Annotated in this window: 21 protein-coding genes; 3 read left to right on the top strand and 18 right to left on the bottom strand. The window is 72.3% G+C overall.

Annotated features, from left to right (window positions below):
- The first annotated feature begins 306 nt into the window (after positions 1–306).
- The gene (gene ileS, locus IE305_RS05260; protein WP_190128250.1) at positions 307–3,441 is read left to right on the top strand and encodes an isoleucine--tRNA ligase; all 3,135 of its coding nucleotides are present in this window, start codon (positions 307–309) and stop codon (positions 3,439–3,441) included.
- Between the two features lie 71 nt (positions 3,442–3,512).
- Here ileS and IE305_RS05265 read toward each other — a convergent pair whose 3' ends face one another.
- Genes IE305_RS05265 through IE305_RS05280 form a run of 4 tightly spaced genes read right to left on the bottom strand, consistent with a single transcriptional unit; the run spans position 3,513 to position 7,066 of the window.
- On the bottom strand, positions 3,513–4,238 hold the full coding sequence (locus tag IE305_RS05265; protein ID WP_190128251.1) for a thioesterase II family protein: 726 nt from the start codon (positions 4,236–4,238) through the stop codon (positions 3,513–3,515).
- A 13-nt stretch (positions 4,239–4,251) separates the two neighbouring features.
- The gene (locus tag IE305_RS05270) at positions 4,252–5,205 is read right to left on the bottom strand and encodes a chlorinating enzyme (protein ID WP_190128252.1); all 954 of its coding nucleotides are present in this window, start codon (positions 5,203–5,205) and stop codon (positions 4,252–4,254) included.
- 5 nt (positions 5,206–5,210) lie between these two features.
- A complete protein-coding gene (locus IE305_RS05275) occupies positions 5,211–5,492 on the bottom strand; it encodes an acyl carrier protein (RefSeq protein WP_190128253.1) in 282 nt (93 codons plus the stop codon).
- Positions 5,489–7,066: an amino acid adenylation domain-containing protein gene (locus tag IE305_RS05280; RefSeq protein ID WP_229890607.1), complete on the bottom strand. Its 1,578-nt coding sequence runs from the start codon at positions 7,064–7,066 to the stop codon at positions 5,489–5,491. The genes IE305_RS05275 and IE305_RS05280 overlap by 4 nt, the downstream gene beginning before the upstream one ends.
- A 297-nt stretch (positions 7,067–7,363) precedes the next feature.
- Here IE305_RS05280 and IE305_RS05285 point away from each other — a divergent pair, with 297 nt between their 5' ends.
- Together IE305_RS05285 and IE305_RS05290 are read left to right on the top strand one after the other, a co-directional pair.
- Positions 7,364–8,740 (top strand): cation:proton antiporter domain-containing protein, encoded by a 1,377-nt coding sequence (locus tag IE305_RS05285; RefSeq protein ID WP_190128255.1) that lies wholly within the window; start codon positions 7,364–7,366, stop codon positions 8,738–8,740.
- 166 nt (positions 8,741–8,906) lie between these two features.
- Positions 8,907–9,893 (top strand): DMT family transporter, encoded by a 987-nt coding sequence (locus tag IE305_RS05290; RefSeq protein ID WP_190128256.1) that lies wholly within the window; start codon positions 8,907–8,909, stop codon positions 9,891–9,893.
- A gap of 91 nt (positions 9,894–9,984) precedes the next feature.
- On the opposite strand, the gene IE305_RS05295 is transcribed toward IE305_RS05290, so the two are convergent.
- The 14 genes from IE305_RS05295 to IE305_RS05360 form a co-directional block, all read right to left on the bottom strand.
- Positions 9,985–11,133, bottom strand: coding sequence for a DivIVA domain-containing protein (locus IE305_RS05295; RefSeq protein WP_190128257.1), 1,149 nt, complete (start codon positions 11,131–11,133; stop codon positions 9,985–9,987).
- A gap of 61 nt (positions 11,134–11,194) precedes the next feature.
- Positions 11,195–11,479 (bottom strand): YggT family protein, encoded by a 285-nt coding sequence (locus IE305_RS05300; protein WP_190128258.1) that lies wholly within the window; start codon positions 11,477–11,479, stop codon positions 11,195–11,197.
- A gap of 72 nt (positions 11,480–11,551) precedes the next feature.
- Positions 11,552–12,163: a cell division protein SepF gene (locus IE305_RS05305; RefSeq protein WP_190128259.1), complete on the bottom strand. Its 612-nt coding sequence runs from the start codon at positions 12,161–12,163 to the stop codon at positions 11,552–11,554.
- 121 nt (positions 12,164–12,284) lie between these two features.
- On the bottom strand, positions 12,285–13,016 hold the full coding sequence (locus IE305_RS05310) for a YggS family pyridoxal phosphate-dependent enzyme (RefSeq protein ID WP_190128260.1): 732 nt from the start codon (positions 13,014–13,016) through the stop codon (positions 12,285–12,287).
- Complete coding sequence (gene pgeF, locus IE305_RS05315; protein ID WP_373311543.1) at positions 13,013–13,774, bottom strand: peptidoglycan editing factor PgeF; 762 nt, start codon at positions 13,772–13,774, stop codon at positions 13,013–13,015. The genes IE305_RS05310 and pgeF overlap by 4 nt, the downstream gene beginning before the upstream one ends.
- A 44-nt stretch (positions 13,775–13,818) precedes the next feature.
- Positions 13,819–15,066: a cell division protein FtsZ gene (ftsZ, locus tag IE305_RS05320; protein ID WP_190128262.1), complete on the bottom strand. Its 1,248-nt coding sequence runs from the start codon at positions 15,064–15,066 to the stop codon at positions 13,819–13,821.
- Between the two features lie 240 nt (positions 15,067–15,306).
- Positions 15,307–16,047, bottom strand: coding sequence for a cell division protein FtsQ/DivIB (locus tag IE305_RS05325; RefSeq protein ID WP_229890718.1), 741 nt, complete (start codon positions 16,045–16,047; stop codon positions 15,307–15,309).
- 249 nt (positions 16,048–16,296) lie between these two features.
- Positions 16,297–17,391 carry an undecaprenyldiphospho-muramoylpentapeptide beta-N-acetylglucosaminyltransferase gene (gene murG, locus IE305_RS05330; protein ID WP_190128264.1) on the bottom strand — a complete coding sequence of 365 codons (1,095 nt, stop codon included), beginning with the start codon at positions 17,389–17,391 and terminating at the stop codon, positions 16,297–16,299.
- A gap of 6 nt (positions 17,392–17,397) precedes the next feature.
- Complete coding sequence (gene ftsW / locus IE305_RS05335; protein WP_190128265.1) at positions 17,398–18,783, bottom strand: putative lipid II flippase FtsW; 1,386 nt, start codon at positions 18,781–18,783, stop codon at positions 17,398–17,400.
- A gap of 54 nt (positions 18,784–18,837) precedes the next feature.
- Positions 18,838–20,295 carry a UDP-N-acetylmuramoyl-L-alanine--D-glutamate ligase gene (murD, locus tag IE305_RS05340; RefSeq protein ID WP_373311521.1) on the bottom strand — a complete coding sequence of 486 codons (1,458 nt, stop codon included), beginning with the start codon at positions 20,293–20,295 and terminating at the stop codon, positions 18,838–18,840.
- Positions 20,292–21,356 (bottom strand): phospho-N-acetylmuramoyl-pentapeptide-transferase, encoded by a 1,065-nt coding sequence (mraY, locus tag IE305_RS05345; protein WP_190128267.1) that lies wholly within the window; start codon positions 21,354–21,356, stop codon positions 20,292–20,294. The genes murD and mraY overlap by 4 nt, the downstream gene beginning before the upstream one ends.
- Complete coding sequence (locus IE305_RS05350) at positions 21,356–22,777, bottom strand: UDP-N-acetylmuramoyl-tripeptide--D-alanyl-D-alanine ligase (RefSeq protein WP_190128268.1); 1,422 nt, start codon at positions 22,775–22,777, stop codon at positions 21,356–21,358. Before IE305_RS05350 ends, mraY begins: the two co-directional genes overlap by 1 nt.
- 65 nt (positions 22,778–22,842) lie before the next feature.
- Positions 22,843–24,537 carry a UDP-N-acetylmuramoyl-L-alanyl-D-glutamate--2,6-diaminopimelate ligase gene (locus IE305_RS05355; protein WP_190128269.1) on the bottom strand — a complete coding sequence of 565 codons (1,695 nt, stop codon included), beginning with the start codon at positions 24,535–24,537 and terminating at the stop codon, positions 22,843–22,845.
- A 12-nt stretch (positions 24,538–24,549) separates the two neighbouring features.
- A complete protein-coding gene (locus tag IE305_RS05360) occupies positions 24,550–26,457 on the bottom strand; it encodes a peptidoglycan D,D-transpeptidase FtsI family protein (RefSeq protein ID WP_190128270.1) in 1,908 nt (635 codons plus the stop codon).
- Positions 26,458–26,473 lie beyond the last annotated feature (16 nt).

Here is a 26,473-nt window from a genome sequence, read left to right on the forward strand (position 1 = left end):
CGGCGGCGTCCCGGCCCCGTACACTGGGCGCAGCGAAAGGCGTGGAAGGGACGAGTAGCTCCGTACGCAGCCGTGAGCGACCCGGGGACGGTGTGAGCCCGGGGGTGTGCGCGTGAGTGAAGATCAGCCCGGAGCCGCCGGAAGAAAGCCCACGGGTGAGTAGAACCGGCCGCGAACCCAATGAGGGGGCCGTCGGCGCGACAGCGTCTGCGGTCAAGGAGGGTGGTACCGCGGGAGCCGCAGCGCAGAGCGGCGCTCTCGTCCCTCCGGAGACGGACACCGCACCACGTCCCGCCGGAGGAGCCGATGACGCAGTACCGCCAGGTACCCGCCCAGGTGGACCTGCCAGCCCTGGAGCACGCCGTGCTCGAGTTCTGGCGGGAGCACAAGACGTTCGAGCGCACGCTGGAGAAGTCCGAGGGCTCCCCCGAGTGGGTGTTCTACGAGGGCCCGCCCACGGCGAACGGCATGCCCGGCGCCCACCACATCGAGGCCCGCGTCTTCAAGGACGTCTTCCCCCGTTTCCGCACCATGCAGGGCTACCACGTCGCCCGCAAGGCCGGCTGGGACTGCCACGGCCTGCCCGTGGAGCTCGCCGTCGAGAAGGAGCTCGGCTTCTCCGGCAAGCAGGACATCGAGGCGTACGGCATCGCCGAGTTCAACGCCAAGTGCCGCGAGTCCGTCACCCGGCACACCGACGCGTTCGCCGAGCTCACCACCCGCATGGGCTACTGGGTCGACCTGGACGACGCGTACCGCACCATGGACCCGGACTACGTCCAGTCCGTCTGGTGGTCGCTGAAGCAGATCTTCGACAAGGGCCTGCTCGTGCAGGACCACCGCGTCGCCCCGTGGTGCCCCCGCTGCGGCACCGGTCTGTCCGACCACGAGCTGGCCCAGGGCTACGAGACGGTCGCCGACCCCTCCGTCTTCGTCCGCTTCCCGCTGACCTCCGGCCCCCTCGCCGGCGAGGCGTCGCTGCTGGCGTGGACGACCACCCCGTGGACGCTGGTGTCGAACACGGCCGTGGCGGCCGGGCCCGACGTCGTCTACACCGTCGCCACCGACGGCAGCGAGAAGATCGTCGTGGCCGAGGCCCTCGTGGAGAAGGCCCTCGGCGAGGGCTGGACGGCCACCGGGCAGACGTTCACCGGCCGCGAGATGGAGCGCTGGACGTACCGGCCGCCGTTCGACCTGGTGCCGCTGGAGGGCGCGCACTACGTCGTCAACGCCGACTACGTCACCACCGAGGACGGTACGGGTCTGGTGCACACCAACCCGGCCTTCGGTGAGGACGACTTCAAGATCTGCAAGGCGTACGGCATGCCGGTGGTCAACCCGGTCCGCCCGGACGGCACCTTCGACGAGTCCCTGGACCTCGTCGGCGGGCAGTTCTTCAAGAAGGCCGACGAGACGGTCCTGAAGGACCTCGCCGAGCGCGGCCTGCTGTTCCGCCACGAGTCGTACGTGCACAGCTACCCGCACTGCTGGCGCTGCCACACCGCGCTCCTCTACTACGCACAGCCGTCCTGGTACATCCGCACCACCGCGGTGAAGGACCGGCTGCTGGAGGAGAACGAGAAGACCAACTGGTTCCCCGAGTCGGTCAAGCACGGCCGCTTCGGCGACTGGCTGAACAACAACATCGACTGGGCCCTCTCCCGCAACCGCTACTGGGGCACCCCGCTGCCCATCTGGCGCTGCGAGGAGGGCCACCTCACCTGCGTCGGCTCCCTCGCCGAGCTCTCCGAGCTCACCGGCGCCGACCAGAGCGGGCTCGATCCCCACCGGCCCTTCATCGACGATGTGACCTTCCCGTGCACCACCGGCGGTTGCGACCACACCGCCGTGCGTGTGCCCGAGGTCATCGACGCCTGGTACGACTCCGGGTCGATGCCCTTCGCCCAGTACGGCTACCCGTACAAGAACAAGGAGCTGTTCGAGCAGCGCTACCCGGCGCAGTTCATCTCCGAGGCCATCGACCAGACGCGTGGCTGGTTCTACACCCTGATGGCGGTCGGCACGCTCGTCTTCGACAAGTCGTCGTACGAGAACGTGGTCTGCCTCGGTCACATCCTGGCCGAGGACGGCCGGAAGATGTCCAAGCACCTGGGCAACATCCTCCAGCCCATCCCGCTGATGGACCAGCACGGCGCGGACGCCGTCCGCTGGTTCATGGCGGCCGGCGGCTCCCCCTGGGCGGCGCGCCGCGTCGGCCACGGCACGATCCAGGAGGTGGTGCGCAAGACGCTGCTCACCTACTGGAACACCGTCGCCTTCCAGGCGCTGTACGCGCGTACGTCCGGCTGGGCGCCCGGCGCGGGCGATCCGGCGCCGGCGGACCGGCCGCTGATCGACCGCTGGCTGCTCGGCGAGCTCAACACGCTCACCGACCAGGTCACGCAGGCCCTGGAGGCGTACGACACGCAGCGCGCCGGCAAGCTGCTGTCGGCCTTCGTCGACGACCTGTCCAACTGGTACGTGCGGCGTTCGCGCCGCCGGTTCTGGCAGGGCGACGCGGCCGCGCTGCGCACGCTGCACGAGGTCATCGAGACGGTGACGCGGCTGATGGCGCCGCTGGTGCCGTTCATCACCGAGCGGGTGTGGCAGGACCTGGTCGTGCCGGTCGACCCGCAGGCGCCGGAGTCGGTGCACCTGGCCTCGTGGCCGGTGGCCGACAAGGCACTGACCGACCCCGAGCTGTCGCGGCAGATGGTGCTGGTGCGGCGGCTGGTCGAGCTGGGCCGCGCCACGCGGGCCGAGTCGGGCGTCAAGACGCGTCAGCCGCTGTCCCGCGCGCTGGTCGCGGCGTCCGGTTTCGAGGCGCTGGGCGAGGAGCTGCGGGCGCAGATCGCCGAGGAGCTGAATGTCTCGTCGCTGGCCTCGCTGTCGGAGGTGGGCGGTTCGCTGGTGGACACCACGGCGAAGGCGAACTTCCGTGCGCTGGGCAAGCGCTTCGGCAAGGGCGTGCAGGCGGTGGCCAAGGCCATTGCGGCCGCCGACGCCGCCGCGCTGTCGCTGGCGCTGCGCGAGGGCAACGCCTCGGTGGTCGTCGAGGGCGAGACCGTGGCGCTGGCGCCCGACGAGGTGATCATCACGGAGACGCCGCGCGAGGGCTGGTCGGTGGCGTCCGACTCGGGTGCCACGGTGGCCCTGGACCTGGAGATCACGCCGGAGCTGCGGCGCGCGGGCCTGGCCCGGGACGCGATCCGGCTCATCCAGGAGGCGCGGAAGAACAGCGGCCTGGACGTCGCCGACCGGATCGCGCTGCGCTGGTCCGCGACGGACGAGGAGACGGTGACGGCGCTGACCGAGCACGCCGGGCTCATCGCGGACGAGGTCCTGGCCGTGGACTTCGCGCAGGGCGAGGGCGACGGCTCCTACGGCGAGCCGTTCACGGACGAGGGCCTGTCGCTGGCCTTCCGCCTCCGTAAGGCGTAACCACGCGAAGAGGCCGGTGGGCGGTATCCCTTATGGGGGTGCCGCCCACCGGCGTACCGGAGAGGCGGGGATCAGATGCCTCCGGCCGGTGCCGGCTCGAGCAGTCGCTCGGCGACCGCCCGGGCCAGGGCCGGGCCCTCGTGTTCGAGGTAGAAGTGGCCGCCGGGGAAGCGGACGGTCTCGGCGCCGGCCGCCGAGTTGTACCGCCACTGCTCCAGCTGGGCCGGGGTGAAGACGTCGTCGGTGCCGCAGCAGACGACGATGCGGGCCTCGGTGACGGTGCGCCGCCGGTGGCGGAGGAAGGTCTCCGACAGCGAGAAGTCGGCGCGCAGCAGGTCCGCCGTGCGGCCGCGCAGCACGGGGTGGTCGCGGACCTGCCGGGACACGGTGCCGCCCGACGCCTCGGCGATGGTGAAGATCTCCTCGTCGGTGGTGGCCAGCGGCGACCCCTCGAAGGGCAGCCGGGCCCCCACCGGGCCGGCGTTGGCGGAGGCGAACAGGGTGGTGCAGCGCACCGCCCCGTCGTTCTCCAGCCGGGCCGCGAGGGCGAGGCCCAGGTAGGCGCCGAGGCTGTGGCCGAGCACGGCGAACTCGCCATCGAGCCCGGCCACGGCCCGGACCAGGTCGTCGACGGCCTCGTCCACCGTCGTCAGCAGCGGCTCCCGCCACCGGCGGCCGCGCCCCGGGAGTTCCAGGGGCACGGGCTCGATGCCGGCGGGCAGGGCCTTGACGAAGGGGGCGAAGACGCCGGCGGATCCGCCCGCGTGGTGCAGCAGGACCAGCGGAAGCGCGGACATTCCGGTGCCCGGGTCAGGCGGACCGGGGGGTGAACCGGTAGCCGCGCCGGCTCTCGGTGACGAGGCGGTTGTGCCCGTAGGTGTCCTCGCCGGACACCAGCACGGCGCCGTAGTGCTCCAGCGAGATGCCGCCGCCGTACTCCATGATCTCGTCGGTGTCGGGGTAGATCCGCACCTTGGTGGGCACGAAGCGGGAGGCGAAGCCCATGCGGTAGTCCTTCTTGCCGCCGGTGTGCGGCAGGGAGGCGTGCATGAGCGTCGACCAGAAGAGGACGCACTCGCCCGGCTTCATCACCAGCGGGAACGCCTTGGACTCGTCGGGCCGCCAGTTCGGGTCCTTCTGGAGCTGGCGGTAGTCGTAGCCGAAGAAGCCGCGCTTGATGCCGTCCTTCTCGGTGTTGTTGCGGGCCTCGGCGTCGTACTCCATGCCCTTGGACTCGTCGTAGTTCATTTCCTTGTGGGTGCCGGGCATCAGCTGGAGGCAGCCGTTCTCCTTGGTGGAGTGGGAGAACGCCGTCCAGGCGGTGACCGTGCCGCCGAAGGTGGGCCTGTCCTCCTCCTGCGGCCAGACGATCTGCGGCACGCCGCTGGCGTGGGCGAAGGTGGCCGCCTGGTGCCAGTCGGTGCCCTCGTCGCCGGGGAACTTGGGGAAGAACTCGCTGCGCCAGCAGAGCACGTCGGGGCCCAGGATCGAGGCGACCCGGTCGACGATCTCGGCTCGGAGGATGTGCTCGGAGAGCAGGTCGATGTCGAGGTGGCGGTCGTAGTTGGAGATGCTGCCGGCCTTGCCGCCCTCGGGGTACACGGCGAGGGAGCGGTCGGGCAGTTGGCGCCGGATGGTGTTCCAGCGTTCCGTCATCTCCTCCGGCTCGAAGACCTTGAAGGGGCCGAGGTAGCCGTCGCGCTCCCACTGCTGGAGCTCCGCGTCGCTCAGGTGGAAACCGGTGCGCTCGCTGGCCGTCGTCATGTCAGTCATCCGCTCTGCCGGGGGGACTCGGTGGGTACGCTGCGTTCGGCCACGTGGGCGGCCACCTCGCCGAGGCTGCGCTCGAAGAGGACCTGCATGTCGAACTCGACCCCGAACTTCTCGAGGACGCGCTGGTTGAGCTCCAGGGCGAGCATCGAGTGCCCGCCCAGGTCGAGGAAGTTGTCGCCGGCGGTGGTCTCCGGCTCTTCCAGGATCTCGGCGGCCCAGCCGACGATCAGTCGCTCGGCCTCGGCCGGTTCCACGACGGTGTGCGTGGTCTCCGTCATCCGGTTTCCACCCCTTCCTCCCACGACCGGGCGACGGCGGCCCGGTCGACCTTTCCGTTGACGGTCATCGGTAGGTCCGGCAGCCGCAGGTAGCGGGCCGGGTGCATGTACGAGGGCAGCAGCGCCTTGACGTGGGCGCGCAGCTCCCGGGTCTGCGGGTCGTGGCCGGCGCGCGGGACGTACGCGCACACCAGCCGGTCGTCGCCGGCGGCGAACCGGCGGACGGTGACGACGGCGTCGGCGACGGCGTCGTGCCGGCGGACGGCCGCCTCGACGTCGCTGAGCTCGATGCGGTGGCCGCGCAGTTTGACCTGGAGGTCGGCGCGGCCCTCGTAGTGGAGGCTGCCGTCGGGCGCCCGCGCGACCAGGTCGCCCGAGCGGTAGTAGCGCAGGGTCCGCCCGTCGGCGGGGTCCGCGGCGCGCGGGAAGCGCTCGGCGGTCAGCTCCTCCCGGCCGAGGTAGCCGTCGGTGACCTGCGGTCCGGCGAGCCACAGCTCGCCGACGGTGCCGTCCGGGACGTCCTCCCCGGCGTCGTCGACCACCCGGATCCGGAACCCGGGCAGCGGCACCCCGATCACGGACGCCTCCCCCTCCAGGTCCTCTTCACCTATCCGGTGGAACGTCGTGAACACGGTGGTCTCCGTGATCCCGTATCCGTTCACCAGCTGGGGGTGGTCGAGCCCGAATCGTTTCGCCCAGGGCCGCAGCGCCGCCGGCACCACCTTCTCGCCGCCGAACACCACGTACCGCAGGTCCGGCAGGTCGCGTCCGGTGCGCAGCGCCGCCTCGGCGAGTGCGGTGAAGGCGGTGGGCGTCTGGCTGAGGACGGTCACGCCCTCGTCCGCGAGTACCGCCAGATACTGCTCGGGGGTGCGGGCCGACCAGTGGTCCAGGACGACCAGGGTGGCGGCGTGGGTGAAGGCGCCCCAGATCTCCCAGACGGAGAAGTCGAAGGCGATCGAGTGGAACAGCAGCCACCGGTCCTGCGGCCCGAAGTCGAAGACGGCGGGCGTGGCCGCGAACAGCGCGGCCGCGTTGCCGTGGCGTACGGGAACCCCCTTGGGGCGGCCGGTGGTGCCGGAGGTGTAGATGACGTACGCGAGGTCGCCGGGGCCGGGGCCCCGGCCGGCGGGCGGGTCCGCCGCGGGCGGCCGGCCGCGGAGCGCGGTGACCTCCTCGGTGGGCAGCGCGCCGAGCCCGGCGGGCAGCTCGGCGAAGTCGCCCACGGCGAGTGTGGCGCCGCTGTCGGCGAGGACGTAGGCGTTGCGCTCGGGCGGGTTGCGGACGTCCAGGGGGACGTACGCGGCGCCGGACTTGAGGATGCCCAGCATGGTGACGACGGCTTCGGCGCCGGCCGGCATGCGTAAGGCGACGCGGTCGCCGCGCTGCACGCCACGGGCCGACAGTTCGCCGGCCAAGACGCCTGACCATTCGTCAAGTTGCTTGTAAGTCAGGGATGTTCCGTCGGCGGTGAGGGCCGTGCGGTCGGGTGCGGCCCGGGCCGAGGTCGTGAAGAGAGTGATGAGATCGGTGGTGGAGGCGGCTTCTTCGACGGTGGTGGAGTGAAGCTGCACGTCAGCGAGTTCCCCCTGAAAGCGGAGCGGACCGGCGTCGAGCCGGCGCTTCCTGGGTGGCGGGAAGATCGGATCCGGGTCAGGACTCTGCCAGTCGCACATGCCACTCCGGAAGAGACTCGCTCAAGTGTGCGCTTCGTCACACTGCATGGACATGACCGCCTGCCGTGCGCTTGGCTCCTCAACGCGCAAGGCCATCAATGCGCGTCAGCCCAGGGGGAGTTGATCGCTGTGGCAGCACCGTCGCGAAGACCCGTTTCCGCAGGCAGAAGGCTTTGGGCAGGGGTCGCGGCCACGGTGGCCCTCCCCGCCGTGGTGATCGTCGCGGTGGTCGTCGCGACCGGCGGCGGCGACGCGTCCCGGGGGGCGCGGGCCGCTCCGGCCGGCTTCACCCTGGACACCACGGGTCACTTCTTCCTCGGCGTTGCCGTGGTTCTGGGCGCCTCGCACCTGACCGGCGCGCTCGCCGCGCGGCTGGGGCAGCCCCGGGTCATCGGCGAGATCGCCGCCGGCATCGCCCTCGGCCCCTCCCTGCTCGGCAGCCTGAGCCCGGGTACGGCGCACTGGCTGTTCCCCTCCTCCGTCACCCCGATGTTCCAGGGCCTGGCCCAGGCGGGGCTGGTGCTCTTCATGTTCGGCGTGGGGCAGGAGCTCGGCGCCATGCCCCTCCGGGGTGCGGCCCAGCGCGCGCTGCTGGTCAGCGGCGCCTCGCTACTGGTCCCCATGGCGGCCGGCGTCGCGGTGGCGGTCCCGCTGGCCGGGCGCTACGCGGGGCGGGACACCGGGTCGCTCCCCTTCGTCCTGTTCCTGGGCTGCGCGCTGAGCATCACCGCGTTCCCCGTCCTGGCCCGCATCCTGGACGACCTGCGCATCACCCGGACGGAGCCGGGGCAGCTCAGCCTGTTCGCGGCGGCCGTGGGCGACGGCGGCAGCTGGCTGCTGCTGGCCGCGGTCCTCGCCCTGAGTCACGGCGGCGACCCGGCCCAGCTGCTGGTCAACGCCGTGTGCACCCTGGCGGTGGCCGGACTCTTCCTCGGCCCGGTACGGGCGCTGCTGAACCGGTGGCCGGACCGCCCGGGCCGCGGCCCGGGCGCCGCGACGGTGATGACGCTGCTGGTCGTCGGCGTGGCGGCGACCGCCACGCTGACCGCCCTGCTCGGCATCCACCAGCTCATCGGCGCACTGCTCGTGGGCCTGGTCTGGCCGGCCCGGCACCGGGGCGCGGCAGCCGCGGCGGCACCGCTGGCCACCGTGTCGAAGACGGTGCTGCTGCCGTTCTTCTTCCTGGGCTTCGGGCTGACGGCCGACCTCCGCTCGATCGGCCTCGACACGGCGACCGTCCTGACCCTGGGCGCGCTGCTCCTCGTCGCCGTCGTGGCCAAGATCGCCGGTCCCGGCCTGTGCGCCTGGCTCACCGGGCTGCCCCCGAGGACGGCGCTGACGCTGGGCGTCCTGCTCAACGCGCGCGGGCTGACCGAGCTGGTGGTGCTGCAGATCGGCTACGAGGCCCATGTCATCGACCAGCGGATGCTGAGCATGCTCACCATCGTGGCGCTGGTGACGACGGTGATGACGACACCCCTGCTGAAGGCCCTCCGGCTCGGCCGGCTCCAGCAGAGCGCGGCGGAACAACAGGCGGGAAAACAACCTGAATTGCAGGGGACGGGACGCTGACTGCCTTACGGCGTCCGCATGGTGGACCGGAAGAAGGCGCGCCCAGCTATCTGACGCAAAGTCATCTCCCTTGCCACTCCTTTCCCTTACTGCTCGTTGCACCCCACACACACCAGCGTCCAGACTGAGCCGACCCCCGGATCGACCCATGCGCAAGGAGAACCACATGTCCGGCACAGCGGCGGCGGAGAGCGGGAAGACCAACCCGTATCTCCTTCTCACCACCACGATGGTGCTGTGGGGAAGCGGTTTCAGCAGCTCCAAGGGGGTGGTCGAGCACCTCCCGCACGAAGTGGCCGCGGTGCTCCGGTTCGGCGGTGGCGCACTCTGCCTCCTCGTCGCACTGCCCTTTTTCGGCCGCGGCGGAAAGACCACCACCCGGGACGCCTCGCGCGCCGCGGCGGCCGGCCTCCTCGGCGTCTTCGCCTACAACGTGTTCTTCTTCTGGGGCCTCTCGCTGGCGCCGTCCATGGACGGCAGCACGATCATCCCCGTGATGAGCCCCGTCCTCACCACCTCGTTCCTGCTGCTGACACGGAAGGAGAAGGCGTCCTCCGCCCGGCTGGCGGGGCTCGGCCTGGGCATCGCCGGTGCGGTGATCTTCTTCATCGGCGCCGGCGGGGACACCTCTTCCGGCCACGACCGGCTCCTGGGCGACTTCCTCTTCCTGCTCGCCGCGGTGAGCTGGGCGGCGTACACCCTGACGGGGCCCAAGGTGCTCGCCGGGATCGAGCCGCTGAAGGCCACCACGTACGCCACCCTGGCCGGCTCGGTACTGCTCGCCCTGTACGCCGCCCCGCAGGCCACGGACGTCCACTGGAGCGGGCTGCCCGGGTCCGTGTGGCTGAATGTCGTCTATGTGGCGATCGGCCCGACGGCCGTCGCCTACCTCTTCTACTACCGGGGCATCGGCGCGGTCGGCCCGTCCTCCGCCTCGATCATGATGTTCGTGGTCCCGGTCTTCGGCACGCTCTGCTCGACCCTCTTCCTCGGCGAGTCGTTCGGCGTGGTCCAGACGGTGGGCGCCGTGGTCCTGCTGTCCGGCGCGGTGCTGGCCGTCACCCAGGGCAAGCTCCCCGGCCGCCGCTCCACCCGTACGGCCCAGGCGACCGAACCGGCGCCCGAGCCCCGCACCTCCGGGTCGGCCGGCTGAGCCGGACACGGTACGGCGTACGGAAACGGGCCGGGGCCCCTGGATGATCCAGGGGCCCCGGCCCGTATGTCCGACGGCTACCTGTCGGCCGTCAGTTGTCGTCCTCGTCGATGAGGAACCCGCGCATCGGGGACGGAGCCTGCATCGGCTGCTGCCCCTGCGGCCGCACCGGCGCCATCGGCTGCGTCATCGCCGGCGACATCTGCTGCTGACCGCCGTACGAGGGACCGCCACTCGACGGACCGCCGTGACCGCCCATGGACTGGTTGCCGCCCATGCTGTGACCGCCCATGCCGGCACCGGCCGAGGCCATCGACCCGCTCATCGAGGGGGCCGGCGGCAGCGACGCGGTGGCCGGGGTGCGCGGCGGGGCCAGCGAGTCGTCCGCCTGGTTCTCCAGCTGACGCAGCTGGCTCTCCAGGTAGGACTTCAGACGGGTGCGGTACTCGCGCTCGAAGCCGCGCAGGTCCTCGACCTTGCGCTCCAGCGTGGCGCGCGCGGACTCCAGCGAGCCCATCGCCACGCGGTGCTTCTCCTGCGCGTCCCGCTCCAGGGCGTCGGCCTTGGCGCGGGCGTCCCGCTCCAGGCCCTCGGCGCGGCTGCGCGCCTCGCCGACGATCTTGTTGGCCTCGGAGCGGGCCTCCGCGATCGCCTGATCGGCCGTCTGCTGCGCGAGCGACAGGACGCGGGCCGCGCTGTCGCCGCCCGGACCCTGGCCCGGCTGGGGCAGCTGCGGGCCGCCCATGGGGCCGCCCGGACCCATGCCCTGCTGCATGGGGTTCTGTCCCATCGGTCCGTTCTGCCCCATGGGTCCGCCCAGCGGACCACCCATCGGACCGTTCTGGCCCATCGGACCGGGGCCCTGCGGGCCCTGGGGACCGTGGCCGTGACCGCCCGGACCGGCCGGCAGCTGCGGGGCACCCCCCGGAAGCTGCGGCGGACCGCCCATCTGCTGCTGGTTCGGCGGCACCGGCTGCGGTCCTGATATGGCGGCGGGCACGGGGGCCCCGGGTCGCTGTTCCTGGGGCTCCGGCTTGCGCATGGCCTGCTGCTGGTTCTGCGCGGCGGCGCGCGTGGCGGCGGCCAGCTTGGCGCGCAGGTCCTCGTTCTCGCGGAGCAGGCGGGTCAGTTCTGCCTCGACCTCGTCGAGGAAGGCGTCGACCTCGTCCTCGTCATAGCCTTCTCGGAGACGGACGGTCGTGAACTGCTTGTTCCGCACGTCCTCGGGGCTCAGCGGCATCTCTTCTTCACCTCAACGTAGTCGTCGGCAATCGGCAAGACCGTATCGTTCACAGCCGCGTTCACAGCCGGCTCACGACGGTGATCAGGATGTAGACGATGATCATCAGTACGAAGAAGGACAGGTCTAGCGCCACGCCCCCGAGACGCAGCGGCGGGATGACCCGCCGCAGAAGCTTGAGTGGCGGATCAGTGACAGTGTAGGTGGCCTCGAGGAGCACCACCATCGCCTTACCGGGTTGCCACGAGCGGGCGAACTGGAAGACGTAATCCATCACCAAACGGAAAATCAGCACGATGAGGAAGACGTACAGCGCGATGTAGATCACCTGCTGTGCGATGCCCATCTCGCGCTTCCCTCTCCCCTTGCTCGTACCACGGCCTGACTGGCCGTTGTCCGGATTGCCCGGACTTGCGTCTCAGCTCTGGTTGAAGAACCCACCCTCTGCGATGCGGGCCTTGTCCTCCGCCGTGACATCGACGTTAGCAGGAGACAGCAGGAACACCTTCTGCGTCACCCGCTCGATGCTCCCGTGCAGCCCGAAGACGAGACCGGCCGCGAAGTCCACCAGCCGCTTGGCGTCGGTGTCGTCCATCTCGGTGAGATTCATGATCACCGGGGTGCCCTCGCGGAAGTGTTCCCCGATGGTACGGGCCTCGTTGTAGGTCCGAGGGTGCAACGTCGTGATGCGGTAGGGCTCCCGCTCGGACACAACCTTGGGCATGATCACCGGTGCGTTCTTCTCCAGAGAGTGGCGTTCGGGTGTGATGGACGACACGGGAGCGATTCGGGCGGGTCGTCCCGTTTCCGCTGTCAGCGGAGCGGGTTCACGCTGCGCGGGGGGCTGGGCGACTCGAACCGGTTCGTCCGATTGCGTCTGTTGTGCCTGGTGTGACTGGTGTTGCTGCCGGCGCCGGTCGGGCTCCGGCTCGGGCTCGAACTCGTCGTCGGGGTCGAACCCCGGGCCGTCGTACCCATCGTCCTCCACGAGGCCGAGGTAGACCGCCATCTTGCGCATCGCGCCGGCCATTCTCTGCGTCCTCCGCTCTGTGGTGGATCGGCTCCGTCAACGGCGCCCGGATCCACGCGGTCTGCCCGCCTTGTGGCGGGAATGACCATATTTTCTGCTGTGGTCCGACTTCTTGGCGACGTTACCCGAGCCGGGGTCGGACTCCGAGTACCGCCGAGCCGACGCGTACATGTGTCGCACCGGCCGCGACGGCCTCCTCGAGGTCCGCGCTCATCCCTGCGGACACCATGTTCGCAGTCGGATGGGCCGCGCGCAGGTCCGTTGCGATTTCCATCAGCCGGTCGAAGGCGGCCCCCGGCCGGCCGGCGTACGGGCCGGTCAGCGGAGCGACCGTCATCAGTCCGGCCGGTCGCAGGCCTTCGGCCGCGGCCAGCGCGTCGGCCAGGGGGAGCACCCCCTCGGGGGCGACGCCGCCACGGGGTCCGGTGGTTCCCTCCGCCGCACCCGACTCCGTGTCAAGAGCCACCTGGATGAGGCAGCCGAGCTCCCGGCCGGCCCGGACGGCCGCCGTGGAGAGCGCCGTGACCAGTCGCTTCCGGTCGACGGAGTGCACCATGTCGGCGTATTTCACCACCGAGCGCACCTTGTTTGTCTGCAACTGACCGACGAAGTGCCAGCTGAGGGGCAGATCCGTGCACTCGGCCGCCTTCGGGGCGGCGTCCTGGTCGCGGTTCTCGGCGACGTGACGGACGCCCAGCTCGCTGAGGAGGCGGACGTCGCTCGCCGGGTAGGTCTTGGTGACCACGATGAGGGTCACCTCCTCGCGCGGCCGGCCGGCTGCCGCGCAGGCCGAGGCGATACGTTCCTCCACCCGGGCGAGGTTGTCCGCCAACTGGGTCCTGCGATCCGTCACGATGCGTCCAGCCACACGTAGCTCGCGAGCCGCCCGGTGGTGCGCTCGCGCCGGTAGGAGAAGTGGTCGGGTGATTCGAGGGTGCAGATCCCGGACCGGGAGGCGACCCCGACACCCATGCGGCCCAGCTGGGCCGCGGCGCCGGCCGCCACGTCGACCGCCGGGGTGCCGCCGCGGGTGGTGGCCCACGCCTCGGGCACCGCGCGGGCGACGTCGGCCCGCATCTCCTCGGGCACCTCATAGCAGAGGCCGCAGACGGAGGGCCCGATGTGGGCGAGCATCCGGCCGGGCTCGGCGCCGAGCTCGGTCATCCGGCCGACCAGCGCGGGGACGACCCCGGCGACCAGGCCGGGCCGGCCGGCGTGGGCCGCGCCCACGATCCCGGCGACCGGGTCGGCCAGCAGCACCGGGGTGCAGTCGGCGGTGAGCACCGCGAGGGCCAGGCCCCGACGGGCCGTCACGACCGCGTCGACCGGGGGGACCTCGCCGGTCGCCCACGGACGGTCGACCACCGCGACGTCCGCGCCGTGCACCTGGTGCATCCAGACGACGTCCGCCGGGTCCAGGCCCAGCGCCCCGGCCGCCCGTGCCCGGTTCGTCCGTACGGCGGACGGTTCGTCACCGACCGCGCCGCCGAGGTTGAGCTCCGCATACGGAGCGGCGCTCACTCCGCCCCACCGGGTGGTGGAGGCGAAGTGCGCGCCGCTCGCGTGTGCCACGTGTTCCACGGTGGGCACCGTGTGCTGTTGCCCTATCACTGTTGGGCCGCTCACCGTTCCTCGCGGGTCGCTTGCTTCAGGACTTACTTCAGGAAGTCGGGGACGTCCAGTTCCTCGGCCGTGGAGTCCTGGTAGCGGGTGGGCGCGGGGACCTGCGGCTGGCCGGAGGGGGGCGGCGGCACCTCGGCGACCGGCGCCGGGTCGGCCGGCGCGGGCTCCTCGGTGCGCGGGGTCACGCTGCCCAGGCCGCCGAAGGCGGGGCGGGGCGGGTCGGCCGGGGCGGGCGCCGGGCGGCCGGCGGACGGGGCGGAGGCGGTGCTCTCGTCCCGGCCGGAGCCGTAGGAGGAGCCGAGGACCTTGTCGCGGCTGCCCTTGGCCGGCGGCTGGCCGCCGTCGAAGCCCGCCGCGATGACGGTGACGCGGACCTCGTCGCCCAGGGCGTCGTCGATGACGGCACCGAAGATGATGTTGGCCTCGGGGTGGGCGGCCTCGCTGACGAGCTGCGCGGCCTCGTTGATCTCGAAGAGGCCGAGGTCGGAGCCGCCGGAGATGGAGAGCAGCACACCGCGGGCGCCGTCGATGGACGCCTCCAGCAGCGGCGAGGAGATGGCCATCTCGGCCGCGGCCACCGCACGGTCGTCGCCGCGGGCCGAGCCGATGCCCATGAGGGCCGAGCCGGCCTCGGACATCACGGACTTGACGTCGGCGAAGTCGAGGTTGATCAGGCCCGGGGTGGTGATCAGGTCGGTGATGCCCTGGACGCCGGAGAGCAGCACCTGGTCCGCGGACTTGAACGCGTCGAGCACGCTCACCTGGCGGTCCGAGATGGACAGCAGCCGGTCGTTGGGGATGACGATGAGGGTGTCGACCTCGTCGCGCAGGCTGGCGATGCCGTCCTCGGCCTGGTTGGCGCGGCGCCGGCCCTCGAAGGTGAACGGGCGGGTCACCACACCGATCGTCAGGGCGCCCAGGGAGCGCGCGATGTTGGCGACGACGGGCGCACCGCCGGTGCCGGTGCCGCCGCCCTCGCCCGCGGTCACGAAGACCATGTCGGCCCCCTTGAGGACCTCCTCGATCTCCTCGCGGTGGTCCTCGGCGGCCTTGCGGCCGACGTCCGGGTTCGCGCCGGCGCCGAGACCCCGGGTGAGCTCACGGCCGACGTCGAGCTTCACGTCGGCGTCGCTCATCAGCAGGGCCTGTGCATCGGTGTTGATCGCGATGAACTCGACGCCCTTGAGACCGACCTCGATCATCCGGTTGATGGCGTTGACGCCACCGCCGCCGATACCGACGACCTTGATGACTGCGAGGTAGTTCTGCGGTGCTGCCACGTCGAAGGCCTCTCGCCTCGAGTTACGTATGCCTGGGGGCGGTTCTCAATGCCGACCCGAACCCTAACGTTCAAGTTTAGGGTTACCGGTGCCACTGTTCCCTGGGTTCTCTGAAGCAGGACACTAGGTCGACAAGCGGCGCGTCTTCAACGAACACGCCGAACCTCCCGTTTTTCTTTTCACCCTATGTGATCACCCATAGCCGTAGCCAACCAGGGTGCTGGCCGTGCCGTCCCGGCGTCAACTCCCGGACGCCGCGGGGGCACCCGGAGCGCTGACGTCGAAGCGCCGGGCGCCCCCGCCGGCCTTCAGCAGCGCGGTGAGAGTACGCGCCTTGGCCGCCCCCCGTTCGCCACTGCCCCAGACCACGGTCCGACCCCCCGTCAGCTCGACGGTGATGGAGTCGTACGAGCGTACGCGGACGGCGCGGGTGTCCTTGCGCACCGCCGGCGGGAGGTCGCCCAGCACCCGGGCGGCCTCCGCCTCCAGGCGTTCCCGGCCGAAACGGTTGTTGGAGGGCGTCTCGTCCATCTCCAGCACGAGCCGGGGCACTCCGGCGGGAGCGTGATCGACTGTGGCGAACCGCACTCCTGCGGTGTCGATTTCGATATACCTTCCGCCCCTTTCGAGGACGGCTTCGGGCTGTCGCTCGGTCACTTCCAGACCGATCGCGTGCGGCCAGGACCGGACCACGTCGACGGACCGGATCCGCCGCACCCGGCGGCGCAGCCGCTGTTCGACGGCGTCGGTGTCCACCGAGACGAGGGGTTCGCCGAGCGGCACCTCGGCCGCCTCGCGCACCTCATCGGGTGTCAGGACGTGCGTGCCGCTGACCTCCACACGGGTGACGCGCAGCCAGGAGGAGCCGTAGAGCAGCCAGCCGCCGCCCGCCGTGAGGAGCGCGCCGGCCACGGCCCACAGCAGCAGCCGGCGCCGGAAACCCGTGCGGGAGGCGGGCCGGGCCGGCCGGGCCGGGCGCAGCCGGCGGGCGGGCCCGGCGGCCTTGGCCTTGCCGCTGCCCTTGCCGCTGCCCTTGCCACCGTCTTTGCCGGTGCCCTTGCCCGTGGCCGCGGCCTTGCCCGTACCGGCGGCCCTGCCCGTGCCCTTGCCCGGCCGGGCCGGGCCGGAGGCTCCCGCCCGGCCGGACGAGCCGGACCTGCCCTTGCCCTCGCCGCCGCGCCGGGCGGTCGTCGGTCCGGCCACGCTCCCAGCCTCCTGCTCTACGGGCGCTCAGCCCGCCCTGTGTGCGGCAATCGCCTCGTACACCATGCCGACCAGCAGCTCGTCGGCGTCCCGCCGGCCGAACTCGGCGGCGGCACGGGACATCTCGTACAGCCGGTGCGGGTTGGTGAGCACCGGGAGCACGTTGTTCTGCACCCACTGCGGGGACAGCTCGGCGTCGTCGACCAGCAGGCCGCCGCCCGCCTTGACCACCGGCTGGGCGTTGAGCCGCTGCTCGCCGTTGCCGATGGGCAGCGGGACGTAGGCGGCCGGGAGGCCGACGGCGGACAGTTCCGCGACGGTCATCGCGCCCGCGCGGCAGAGCATCATGTCGGCCGCGGCGTACGCGAGATCCATCCGGTCTACATACGATACCGGGACATAGGGCGGCATTCCGGGCATGTTGTCGACGTGCGGCAGTTCGTTCTTCGGACCGACCGCGTGCAGCACCTGGACGCCGGCGCGCTGGAGGAACGGGACGACGGTCTGGACGACCTCGTTCAGCCGCCGGGCGCCCTGCGAACCGCCGGAGACCAGCAGCGTCGGCAGGTTGGGGTCGAGCCCGAAGGCGGCGCGCGCCTCGGCGCGGACCGCGGCCCGGTCCAGGGTGGCGATCGTCCGGCGCAGCGGGATGCCCACGTAGCGGGCGTTGCGCAGCTTGCTGTCCGGGGTGGAGACCGCGACGGCCGAGGCGTACCGCGAGCCGATCTTGTTGGCGAGGCCGGGGCGGGCGTTGGCCTCGTGGACGACGATCGGCACGCCGAGCCGCTTGGCGGCCAGGTAGCCGGGCAGGGCCACGTAACCACCGAAGCCGACGACGCAGTCGGCCTTGGTGCGCTCCAGGATCTGCTCGGCGGCCTTGATCGTGCCCCGCAGCCGGCCGGGGACGGTGATCAGCTCCGGCGTGGGCTTGCGGGGCAGCGGGACGGCGGGGATCAGTCCCAGCTCGTAGCCCCGCTCGGGCACCAGGCGGGTCTCCAGACCCCGCTCCGTGCCGAGCGCCGTGATGCCCACGGTCGGGTCCTGCCTGCGCAGGGCGTCCGCGAGGGCGAGCGCGGGCTCGATGTGGCCGGCGGTCCCCCCACCGGCGAGTACGACATGCACCGAAATTCACCGCTCTCCGGACGGTCGCTTCTTGACGCGCCGTCTCATCGTCTTCCATCTCACCCCAGGCTGCCGCATGGCCAGCGCAGCCCGCGCACCGGGTTCGTCGCGCGCGAAGGCGATCAGCAGCCCGATGGCGAACATGGTCGGCAGCAGGGCGGACCCTCCGTAGGAGAACAGCGGGAGCGGGACGCCGGCGATCGGCAGCAGGCCGAGCACCGCACCGATGTTGACCACGGCCTGGGCCGTGATCCAGGTGGTCACACCTCCCGCGGCGTACCTCACGAAGGGGTCCTCCGTGCGTCCGGCCACGCGGATACCCGCATAGCCTAGAGCCGCGAACAGGGCGAGCACCGACAGCGTCCCCGCCAGGCCCAGTTCCTCGCCGGTGATGGCGAAGATGAAGTCGGTGTGCGGTTCGGGCAGTTCGCCCCATTTCTCCACGCTCGCCCCGAGGCCGGCCCCGAACCAGCCGCCGTTGGCCAGCGCGTAGATGCCGTGCACGGCCTGCCAGCACTGGTCGTTCACGCCCGGGTCGGTGGCGCCGATGCACTCCAGCCGGGACATGCGGTTGGCGCTGGTCTTGATGAAGAGCATGGCCAGCGCCGCGGTGACGGCGAAGACGCCGGCGAACAGCCGGGTGGGGGCGCCCGCCACCCACAGCAGCCCCAGCAGCACCACGGTGAGCACCACGGTGGTGCCCATGTCGCCGCCGAGCATGATCAGCCCCAGCAGCAGGAAGGTCACCGGCACCAGCGGCACCAGCAGGTGTTTCCACTGCGTGAGCAGCTTCTTCGACTGCTTGCGGGCCAGCAGGTCCGCGCCCCACAGCACCAGCGCCAGCTTGGCGAACTCGCTGGGCTGGAGCTGGAAGGGGCCGCCGAGCGAGATCCAGTTGGTGTTGCCGTTGATGGTCTCGCCGATGCCGGGCACCTGCACCAGGCAGAGCAGGAAGACGGAGACGGCCAGCAGCGGGTAGGCCAGCGCGCGCAGCAGCCGTACGGGCGTACGGGCGGCGGCCAGCAGCAGCACCGTGCCGATGGCGGCGGCCAGCAGCTGCTTGCGGAAGAAGTAGCTGGGCGCCAGGCCGTTCTGCAGGGCCTTGATCTGGGAGGCCGAGTAGACCATCACCAGGCCCAGCACAGTGATCAGCAGCGAGCCGCCCAGGACCAGGTAGTAGGCGGTCAGCGGGCGGTCCCAGGCGCGCTTGGCGCGCAGGTGCAGCCCGCGCAGCCCGCCGGGGCCGCGGCGCGGCGGGCGGGCCCGGCCCGTGCCGCCGCGGACGGGCGGCCGGGGCGTCCGTACGGGCCGGGGGCGCGCGGCGGACCCGCGCAGGGCCGTCCACGCGGCCGCCGGCGGCCGCCCTGGCACCACGCTGTCGTCGGCGTGCATCCGGGTGTCCCCTCCGCTGGTCTCCGCGCCGCCGGCCCGCGGAGGGACCGGCGGCTACTGGTCCGTGCCGGGGCCCGCCGCCAGGGCCCGTACCGCCTCGGCGAAGACCTCGCCACGCTGGTTGTAGTCGGTGAACATGTCCATCGAGGCACAGGCCGGGGCCAGCAGGACGGTGTCCCCCGCGCGGGCCAGCCGCGCCGCCTCGCCGACCGCCGCGGCCATCGCCCCAGTGTCGGTCCGGTCGAGGTCCACCACCGGGACATCCGGGGCGTGTCGCGCGAGGGCTTCCCTGATCAGCGCCCGCTCGGCCCCGATCAGCACCACGCCGCGCAGCCGCTTCGCCGACGCCTCGACCAGCTCGTCGAAGGTCGCGCCCTTGGCCAGGCCGCCGGCGATCCACACCACCGGCTCGTAGGCGGCCAGCGACGCCTGGGCGGCGTGCGGGTTGGTGGCCTTGGAGTCGTCGACGTACGCCACCCCGGCGACGTCGGCGACGTGGGCGATGCGGTGCGCCTCGGGCCGGAAGGCGCGCAGGCCCTCGCGGACCGCCGTGGCGGGCACGCCGTAGGCGCGGGCCAGGGCGGCCGCGGCGAGCGCATTGGCGATGTTGTGCGGGGCCGGCGGGCCGGCCTCGGGGGCGATGTCGGAGATCTCCGCGAGCTCCTGCGCCTGCTGGTGCCGGTTCTCCACGAAGGCGCGGTCCACCAGCAGCCCGTCGACGACACCGAGCATGGACGGGCCGGGAGCGCCGAGGGTGAAGCCGATGGCGCGGCAGCCCTCCTCGACGTCGGCCGCCATGACCAGGCGCTCGGTGGCCGGGTCGGCGACGTTGTAGACGCAGGCGACGGTGTTGCCCTCGTAGATCCGGCCCTTGTCGGCGGCGTAGGCGCGCAGGGAGCCGTGCCAGTCGAGGTGGTCGGGGGCGACGTTGAGGACGGCGCCGGAGTGGGCGCGCAGCGAGGGCGCCCAGTGCAGCTGGTAGCTGGAGAGCTCGACGGCGAGGACGTCGTACTCCTGCTCGCCGAGCACCACGTCGATGATCGGCGTGCCGATGTTGCCGACGGCGGCGGTGCGCAGTCCGGCGGCCTTCAGGATGGAGGCCAGCATCCGCACGGTGGTGGTCTTGCCGTTGGTGCCGGTGACGGCGAGCCAGGTGGCGGCCCTGCCGTGCTTGAGGGCGCGCAGCCGCCAGGCGATCTCGACGTCGCCCACGACCTCGACGCCGGCCTCGGCGGCCGCGGCGAACAGCGCGCTGTCGGGGCGCCAGCCGGGCGAGGTGACGACCAGGCCGGTGCCCGCGGGCAGGGTGGCCGCGTCACCGAGGCGCACGGTGACGCCCTCGGCCTCCAGGCCCGCGGCGCGCTCGCGCAGCTTCGGGCTGTCGCCGCCGTCGACGACGGTGACGTGCGCGCCGAGGCCGGCCAGGGCGCGGGCGGCGCTGACGCCGCTCACGCCGAGGCCGGCGACGGTGATGTGCTTGCCGCTGAACTCGCTGGACTCTGCGGTGCTCACTTGATGGCCAACCATCCGGCGTAGAAGATTCCGAGTCCGACGGCCACGCACAGGCCCTGGATGATCCAGAAGCGGACCACGACCAGGACCTCGCTCCACCCCTTGAGTTCGAAGTGGTGCTGGAGCGGGGCCATCCGGAAGACGCGCTTCCCGGTGAGGCGGAACGAGCCCACCTGGATGATCACCGACATGGTGATCAGCACGAACAGGCCGCCGAGGAGGGCGAGCAGCAGCTCGGTGCGGGAGCAGATCGCCAGGCCGGCCAGCGCGCCGCCCAGGGCGAGGGAGCCGGTGTCGCCCATGAAGATCTTGGCGGGGGACGTGTTCCACCACAGGAAGCCGAAGCAGGAGCCCATCAGGGCGGAGGCGACGACGGCGAGGTCGAGCGGGTCGCGCACCTCGTAGCAGGCGGCGCCGGCGGTGACCGAGTTGCCGCACCACTGGCCGTGCTGCCAGGTGCCGATGAAGACGTACGCGCCGAAGACCATCACGGAGGCGCCGGTGGCCAGGCCGTCGAGGCCGTCGGTGAGGTTCACGCCGTTCGACATCGCCAGGATCATGAACAGCGCCCAGACGACGAACAGCACCGGGCCGATGGACCAGCCGAAGTCCTGCGTGAAGGACAGCCGCGTGGAGGCCGGGGTCTGCCCGCGGACGTCCGCGAACTGGAGCGCGAGGACGGCGAACGCGATGCCGACGATCAGCTGGCCGGCCATCTTCGCCTTGGCCCGCAGACCGAGGCTCCGCTGTTTGACGATCTTGATGTAGTCGTCGAGGAAGCCGACCAGGCCCATGCCGGCGGTGAGGAACAGCACCAGCAGGCCGGACGTGGTCGGGCTCTTGCTGGTGATCACCTTGGTGACGGCGTACGCGATGAGGGTCGCCAGGATGAAGGCGATGCCGCCCATCGTGGGCGTGCCCTTCTTGCTGCCGTGGGTACGGGGGCCGTCGTCGCGGATGAACTGGCCGTAGCCCTTGCGGGCGAGGAACTTGATCAGCAGCGGGGTGCCGATGAGGGTCAGGAACAGACCGATGACACCCGCGAAGAGGATCTGGTTCATCAGCCGGCGACCTCACCGTCGGCCGCGAGCAGCTGCTCGGCCACCTTCTCCAGCCCCACCGACCTGGACGCCTTCACCAGTACGACGTCTCCCGGGCGCAGCTCGCTGCGCAACAGGTCGACCGCCGCCTGCGCGTCGGACACGTGCACCGACTCCTCACCCCACGAACCCTCGTTATAGGCGCCCATCTGCAACCAGGCCGCTTCCCTGCCCCCGACTGCCACGAGCTTGCCGACATTGAGCCGGACGGCCAGCCGTCCGACCGCGTCGTGCTCGGCGAGTGACTCCTCGCCCAGCTCGGCCATCCGACCGAGTACTGCCCACGTCCGTCCACCCCTAGCCCGGGCGGTTTCGCCCATCGCGGCCAGCGCGCGCAGCGCCGCTCGCATGGATTCGGGGTTCGCGTTGTAGGCGTCGTTGACGATCGTCACGCCGTCCGCGCGCTCGGTGACCTCCATCCGCCAGCGGGAGAGCTGGCCCGCGCCGGAGAGCGCGTCGGCGATCTCCTGTGCGGGCATGCCCAGCTCGTGGGCGACGGCGGCGGCGGCAAGCGCGTTCGACACGTGGTGCTCACCGTACAACCGCATGGTCACTTCGCCGCACCCGGTGGGGGTGCGGAGCGTGAAGGCGGGCCGGCCGAGGTCGTCGAGGCGGACCTTTTCGGCCCGTACGTGGGCATCGGCGGCCTCGCCGAAGAAGACGACGCGGGCCTTGGTGCGCGCGCTCATGGCGCGGACGAGCGGGTCGTCGGCGTTGAGGACGGCGATGCCGCCCTCGCCGGCCGCGGGCAGGGCCTCCACGAGCTCGCCCTTGGCGATCGCGATCTGCTCGCGGCCGCCGAACTCGCCGAGGTGGGCGGTGCCCACGTTGAGCACGACGCCGACGTGCGGCGGGGTGATCTCCGTGAGGTAGCGGATGTGCCCGATGCCGCGGGCGCCCATCTCCAGCACCAGGTGGCGGGTGCCGGCCTCGGCCTTGAGCGCGGTGAGCGGCAGGCCGATCTCGTTGTTGAGGGAGCCGGGCGTCCACACCGTGGGGCCCTGCCGCTGGAGCAGCTGGGCCATCAGGTCCTTGGTGCTGGTCTTGCCGGCCGAGCCGGTCAGCGCCACGACGGTGGTGCCCAGCCGGCCGACGACGGCGCGGGCCAGCGCGCCGAGCGCGGCCACGACGTCGTCGACCACGATGGCGGGGACGCCGACGGGCCGGGTGGCCAGCACGGCGACCGCGCCGGACGCCACGGCGCCGGCCGCGAAGTCGTGCCCGTCGGCGCGCTCCCCGGCGATGGCCACGAAGAGGGCGCCGGGGCGCACCTCACGGGAGTCGATGACGACGGGCCCGGTGACGAGGGCGCCGGGGTCCGGTATGTCGTACGGGCGTCCGCCGACGGCTGCGGCGATCTCGGCGAGGGACAGGGGGGTCACGACCTGTCACCTCCCGCCGTGCGGGAGAGCTGCCGTGGGGAGGGTTGTGCGCGCATGGCGGTCTGTCATCCCTGGTCGTTCCGGTGCGGGGTGGCCGTCCGGTCGTGCTCGATGGCCTCGCGCAGCACCTGGCGGTCGTCGAAGGGGCGTACCACTCCGGCGATGTCCTGGCCCTGTTCGTGGCCCTTGCCGAGGACCAGGACGGTGTCGCCGGGTTCGGCACGGGCGACGGCGGCGGCGATGGCGGCGGCGCGGTCCTCGAGGAGGAGGACCGTGCCGCGCTCGGCGGCGGGCACCTCGGCGGCGCCCGAAAGCATGGTGGCGAGGATCGCGAGCGGGTCCTCGGAGCGGGGGTTGTCCGACGTCAGTACGGCGGTGTCGGCGAGCCGGGCCAGCGCGGCGCCCATGGGGGCGCGCTTGGTGGTGTCGCGGTCGCCGCCGCAGCCGAGGACGGCGTGGATCCGGCCGGGGGTGACCTTGCGCAGCGCGCGGAGAACCGATTCTACGGCGTCGGTCTTGTGGGCGTAGTCGACGACCGCGAGCCAGGGCTGGCCGGCGTCGACGCGCTCCAGGCGGCCGGGGACGCCGGGCACGGCGGCGACGCCGTCGGCGGCCTGCTGCGGGTCGGCGCCGGCGGCGACGAGGGCGACCACGGCGGCGAGGGTGTTGGCCACGTTGAACGGGCCGGCCAGCGGCGAGCGGGCGCGCACGGAGACGCCGTCCGGGCCGAGGATCGTGAACGTGGAGTCGAACAGGCCGCTCTCCACGTCGGTGGCGCGCCAGTCGGCGTCGGGGCGGCCCTCGGCGGAGAAGGTGGTCACGGGGACCTCGGAGACGCCCTCCGCGAGCCGGCGGCCGTACTCGTCGTCGAGGTTGACCACGCCCAGGCGGCTGCGCTCCTTGGTGAAGAGCTCGGCCTTGGCGGCGAAGTAGTCCTCCATGCCCGAGTGGAACTCCATGTGCTCGGGGCTGAGGTTGTTGAAGACGGCGACGTCGAAGAGGCAGCCGTCGACGCGGCCCAGGCGCAGCGCGTGGCTGGAGACCTCCATGGCGACCGAGCGCACGCCGCGCTCGCGCATCACGGCGAACAGCGCCTGGAGGTCGGTGGCCTCCGGGGTGGTGCGCTCGGATTTGATGCGCTCGTCACCGATGCGGGACTCGACGGTGCCGATGAGGCCGGTGGGGCCGGCCAGGGCACGCAGCCCGCCCTCGACGAGGTAGGCGGTGGTGGTCTTGCCGGAGGTGCCGGTGATGCCGATGCGCAGCAGGTCGCGGCCGGGGTCGCCGTAGACGGTGGCGGCCAGGGCGCCCATGCGGGCGCGCGGGTCGGCGACGGTGAGCACGGGCAGGCCGGCGGCGGCGGCGCGCTCGGCGCCGTCGGGGTCGGTGAGCACGGCGGCGGCGCCGAGGCGGGCGGCCTGGGCGGTGAACTCGGCGCCGTGGAAGCGGGCGCCGGGCAGCGCGGCGTACAGGTCTCCGGGGCGGACGGCCCGGGAGTCGTGGGTGATGCCGGTCACGGCGGCACCGGCGGCTCCGGCCGGCGCGGTGATGCCCAGCTGACCGGCCAGCTCCGTGAGGGGCACGGGGACGACCCGGGTGGGGCGGGGCGCTCCCGGCGTCGCGGCGGGGGCGTCCTTCGGGGTGGTGTGGGACTGATCAGCGTGGGGCACGGCGGTGAGCGTACCGGGCGCACCCGCCTCGCCGCGAAGCGAGGGGCGCGCCGGGCCGTGGTTCCCCGGGTCGGGAGTGATCGTCGTCACGGCGGGCCCGGCTCACCGGTCGTCGTAGCTCACCGGCAGCCGGGGCGGCTGCGAGCCCGAGGGGGGCACCTGGAGCGTCTTGAGGGCGAACTCCATGACCTGTTTGAAGACCGGGCCGCAGACCTGGCCGCCGAAGTAGTTGCCGCTGGTCGGGTTCTGCACGGCGCAGTAGACGGTGACGCGGGGCTGGTCGGCGGGGGCGAAGCCGGCGAAGGAGGCGGTGTAGCCCTGGTAGCGGCCGGTGCGCGGGTCCACCCGGTTGGAGGTGCCGGTCTTGCCGGCGACGCGGTAGCCGGGGATCTTGGCCTTGGTGCCGGTGCCCTCCTGGTCGTCGACCACGGACTCGAGCATGGCGGACAGCTCGCGGGCGGTCTTCTCGCTGATCACGCGGGTGCGCGGGGGTTCGGGGGCGGGGACGAAGCGGTGGTCGGGGCCGCGGGTGCCGCGGACGAGAGAGGGCTGGACGCGCTCGCCGCCGCCGGCGATGGTCGAGTAGACGGAGGCGGCCTGTACGGCGTTGAGGGACAGGCCCTGGCCGAACGGGATGGTGTAGGGCCGGGAGGCGGTCCACTGCTCGGGCTTGGCCAGGATGCCGGGGGTCTCGCCGGGGAAGCCGAGGCCGGTGGGGCGGCCGATGCCGAACTTGCGGAGGTAGCCGTAGAGGACCTCGTTGGCCTGCTCGCGGGTCTTGCCCAGCTGTTCGCTGGCGAGGATGGTGCCGATGTTGCTGGACTTGGCGAGCACCCCGTTGAGGGTGAGGTGCCAGGTGGGGTGGTCGATGTCGTCGGCGAAGGCGCGGTCGGCGCGCGGCAGCCGGTTGGGCACCTCGACGCGGGTGCCGGGCGTGGCGACGCCCTCCTCCAGCACGGCGGCCATGGTCATGACCTTGCTGACGCTGCCGGGCTCGTAGGCGTCCTGGAGGGCGAAGTTGCCGAGGGCGGAGCGGTCGGCGGAGGACAGGTCGTTGGGGTCGTAGCCGGGGGCGTTGGCCATGGCGAGGATCTCGCCGGTGCGGGTGTCCTGGACGACGACGTAGCCGCGGTCGGCGTGCGACTCGCGGACCTGGCGGCTGATGGCGCTCTGGGCGGCCCACTGGATGTCGCGGTCGATGGTGAGCTCGACGGCGGAGCCGGGGACGGCGGCCTGCTCCTTGACGTCGCCGGTGGGCACCTGGCGGCCGCCGGACTGGGCGTAGACGCGCCGCCCGTCCTGGCCGGCGAGGACCCGGTCGAGCTGGGCCTCCAGGCCGCCGGCGCCGCGGCCCTCGGCGTTGACGAAGCCGAGCAGGCCGGCGGCCAGCTCGCCGTTGGGGTAGACGCGCTTGCGGTGGGTCTCGCGGTTGACGCCGGCGAGGACATTGGGGCCCTGTTTGCGGGCGGCCCGCTCGGCCTGGGCCTTCTTCAGCGCCGCGACCTTCTTCCAGACCTGCGGGCTCTGCCGGCGGGCGAGGACGACGTACTTGGACTTCGGGTTGGCGGTGAGCTTCTGCTCCAGGACGGCCGGCTCCTCGCCCAGGGCGGGCGCGAGCAGGGCGGCGGCCTGGTGGGCGGCGCCCTCCGTCTTCGTCCGCTCGGGGGTGAGCAGGTCGGGGGCGGCGGTGATGTCGTACGCGTCGACGGTGCTGGCCAGGGCGACGCCGGAGCGGTCGGTGATGGCGCCGCGCTCGGCGGCCAGGGTGACGGGGATGTAGCGGTTGAGGTTGGCGCGGGCCGCGTAGGCGTCGGCGTCGACGGCCTGGACCTGGAGCAGCCGCACGGTGAAGACCAGCAGGACGACGGTGAACCCGGCGCCGATCATGCGCAGCCGGGGGCGGGGGCTGCCCAGGCGCAGCGCCTGCGACCCCGGGCGGGGGCGTGCGGGCCGTGCGGAGGGGCGCGCGGGGGCCGGGAAGGGGCGCCGGGTCTGCCGGGGCGCCGTCACGCCGCCCTCACCCGGT

This window comes from Streptomyces mashuensis (assembly GCF_014654785.1).
Taxonomy (GTDB): Bacteria; Actinomycetota; Actinomycetes; order Streptomycetales; family Streptomycetaceae; genus Streptomyces; species Streptomyces mashuensis.

Coding starts and splice junctions, on each gene's coding strand:
- ileS (WP_190128250.1), top strand. CDS start 307: ATGACGCAGTACCGCCAGGTACCCGCCCAGGTGGACCTGCCAGCCCTG.
- IE305_RS05265 (WP_190128251.1), bottom strand. CDS start 4,238: ATGTCCGCGCTTCCGCTGGTCCTGCTGCACCACGCGGGCGGATCCGCC.
- IE305_RS05270 (WP_190128252.1), bottom strand. CDS start 5,205: ATGACGACGGCCAGCGAGCGCACCGGTTTCCACCTGAGCGACGCGGAG.
- IE305_RS05275 (WP_190128253.1), bottom strand. CDS start 5,492: ATGACGGAGACCACGCACACCGTCGTGGAACCGGCCGAGGCCGAGCGA.
- IE305_RS05290 (WP_190128256.1), top strand. CDS start 8,907: ATGTCCGGCACAGCGGCGGCGGAGAGCGGGAAGACCAACCCGTATCTC.
- IE305_RS05295 (WP_190128257.1), bottom strand. CDS start 11,133: ATGCCGCTGAGCCCCGAGGACGTGCGGAACAAGCAGTTCACGACCGTC.
- IE305_RS05300 (WP_190128258.1), bottom strand. CDS start 11,479: ATGGGCATCGCACAGCAGGTGATCTACATCGCGCTGTACGTCTTCCTC.
- IE305_RS05305 (WP_190128259.1), bottom strand. CDS start 12,163: ATGGCCGGCGCGATGCGCAAGATGGCGGTCTACCTCGGCCTCGTGGAG.
- ftsW (WP_190128265.1), bottom strand. CDS start 18,783: ATGCACGCCGACGACAGCGTGGTGCCAGGGCGGCCGCCGGCGGCCGCG.
- mraY (WP_190128267.1), bottom strand. CDS start 21,356: ATGAACCAGATCCTCTTCGCGGGTGTCATCGGTCTGTTCCTGACCCTC.